2 protein-coding genes are annotated in these 2,432 nt (G+C 69.2%); one reads left to right on the top strand and one right to left on the bottom strand.

Annotation, left to right across the window (positions count from 1 at the left end):
• Nucleotides 1–99 precede the first annotated feature (99 nt).
• Nucleotides 100–1,038: a cation diffusion facilitator family transporter gene (locus tag VHB27_RS24650; protein WP_325605672.1), complete on the bottom strand. Its 939-nt coding sequence runs from the start codon at nucleotides 1,036–1,038 to the stop codon at nucleotides 100–102.
• Between the two features lie 341 nt (nucleotides 1,039–1,379).
• Between VHB27_RS24650 and VHB27_RS24645 the strand changes: the two genes are divergently transcribed.
• On the top strand, nucleotides 1,380–2,432 hold a 1,053-nt coding region (locus VHB27_RS24645; RefSeq protein ID WP_325605670.1), incomplete at its 3' end, for an efflux RND transporter periplasmic adaptor subunit.

Below are 2,432 nucleotides of genomic sequence, written 5' to 3'. Positions count from 1 at the left end.
CGCTTGAGGGAATGTCGGTCGATTCCGACCGGCGGGCTTCATGCGTCAAAGATCGTTCCCGTTTTCCATGAAACGGTCGGCGGCTCCGGCGCCCGAAGATCAGGCCGGGCGCAGGGGCGTGCCGCTCGGCTCTGCGCAATCCGCGCCCTCCGGGCAATTCTCCGTCTCGATCTGCACGGTCGCGTGGTGCAGGCCGAACCTGTCGCCCAGCATCCGCGTGACGGCGCGCAGCACCGGCCCGGGGCTGGCGTCGCCCCGCACGCGGACGTGAAGCGTCGCCAGCGACCGTTCGGGCGTCAGCGACCAGACATGGACATGATGGACGTCGTGGACGTCCGGGTGGGCGACCGCGACCGCATCGCGGATCTGGCCGGCGTCGAAACCCTCGGGCGTGCCTTCGAGCAGGATGTGCGCGGCGCGCCGGATCACGGCCCAGGCGCTGCGCAGGACCAGAAGCGCGACCAGCACCGACAGCAGCGGGTCGATCGGCGTCCAGCCGGTGGCCAGGATCACGAGGGCGGCCGCGATGGCCGCGATCGAACCCAGCAGGTCGCCCACGACGTGGGCCGCGGCGCCCCGCATGTTGAGGTCGTCGCGGCTACCCGACCGCAATATCGCGAAGGCCGCGATATTCGACAGCAGGCCGAGAACGGCGACGATCAGCATCGGGCCGGCCAGCACCGGAACCGGGGCGAGGAAGCGCTGGGCCGCCTCGAACGCGATCCAGCCGACGATGGCGAACAGGGCCAGGCCGTTGACCAGGGCGGCCAGTACCGGAAGCCGGTGATACCCGAACGAGCGACGTTTGTCGGACGGCCGGGTGCTGACGCGCATCGCCGTCAGCGCCATGCCCAACGCCGCCGCGTCGGTCAGCATATGGCCGGCATCGGCGAGCAGGGTCAGCGAGCCGGACACGAAGCCGGCGACGACCTCGGCGCCCATGAAGCCGACCGTCAACGCCAGCGCCCACGCGATCCGGCGCGCGTCGCCGCCGTGATCGTCGCCATGGTGATGGGCGTGGCCCGAATGGTCGTGCATCGTCGATTTCCCGGCGGCCCCTCGCCCCGCGGCGGACGCGGCGCGTGCCGCAATGATCCCCGAACGCGAACCGATGGAAAAGATGTATGGCCGGGCGCGCGTTCCGCAACCGACGATATGCGGGGCCACCCCGCACCGGAAGAGGCCGCGGCCCGCTTTGCTCTATCGTTGATGGTATGCGTGCCGTAGAAGCCAGGTATTCCCGCCGGACGCGGCGGCCCGTGCAGAACCCGCAATCTCGCCACAATCTTGGCGTTTGAAGGCATTGCTGGATTGGGAATCATTCGCATCGTCGGGGATCGGAGCGTGACATCGACCATCGCCGGACAGGCCCGGCCCTCGTGAGCATCGCCGATCCCCCGCCGGCCCGCCGGTCGGCCGCCCGGCGCTTCGTCTGGATTGCTGTCGTCCTCGCCCTGGCCGGCACGATCGCGTTCGCGATCCTCAAGCCGCATCCGTCCCAGGAAGCGGCGAACCGCCGCGCGCGGCACGGTGCCGCCGACCAGGCCATGCCGGTGGCGGCCGTCCGGGCGCAGAGCGGCGACATGCCGATCGTGCTCCAAGGCCTCGGCACGGTAACGCCGCTCGCCACGGTGACGGTCCGCACACAGATCGCCGGACAGCTCGTCAAGCTGGGCTTCAAGGAAGGCCAGGAAGTCCAGGAAGGCGACTTCCTCGCCCAGATCGACCCCCGCCCCTACCAGCTGCAATTGGAGGAAGCCGAGGCCAAGCTCGCCCAGGATGCGGCGCAGTTGACCAACGCCCAGGTCGACGCCGCGCGCTATCGGACCCTGGTGGAGCAGGATTCGATCGCCCGGCAGCAGCTCGACACGCAGGACGCGCTGGTCCGTCAGTACCAGGGCGCCGTCAAGGCGGATCAGGCCGCGATCAACACCGCCAAGCTGAACCTGATCTATTGCCACATTACCGCGCCGGTCAGTGGCCGGGTCGGCCTGCGTCAGGTCGATGTCGGCAATTATGTCCAGACCAGCGACGCCAACGGCCTGGTCGTCATTACGCAGATGAAGCCGATCAGCGTGATCTTCACGCTGCCGGAAGACGATACCCGCCGGGTGCGCGCGCGCATGCTCGCCGGCGCGGCCCTGCCGGTCACCGCCTATGACCGCAGCGGCAAGACCGAGCTGGCCCGCGGAACGCTGGCCACCGTCGACAATCAGGTCGACATCAGCACGGGCACGGTGAAGCTGCGCGCCGACTTCCCCAATCCCGACGAGGCGCTGTTCCCGAACCAGTTCGTCAACGCCGCGCTCCTGGTCGATACGCTGCACGGCGTGACCGTGCTGCCGACCGCCGCGATCCAGCGTGGAAGCCTCGGCACCTACGTCTACCTGGTGAAGCCGGACGACACCGTGACGGCGCGCAAGGTGACGCTG

This window comes from Rhodopila sp. (assembly GCF_035548235.1).
GTDB lineage: Bacteria > Pseudomonadota > Alphaproteobacteria > Acetobacterales > Acetobacteraceae > Rhodopila.
This window is presented reverse-complemented; position numbering and strand designations above follow the sequence as displayed.

Excerpts from the sequence above, each read along its gene's own strand:
- VHB27_RS24650 (WP_325605672.1), bottom strand. The coding sequence starts at position 1,038 with ATGCACGACCATTCGGGCCACGCCCATCACCATGGCGACGATCACGGC.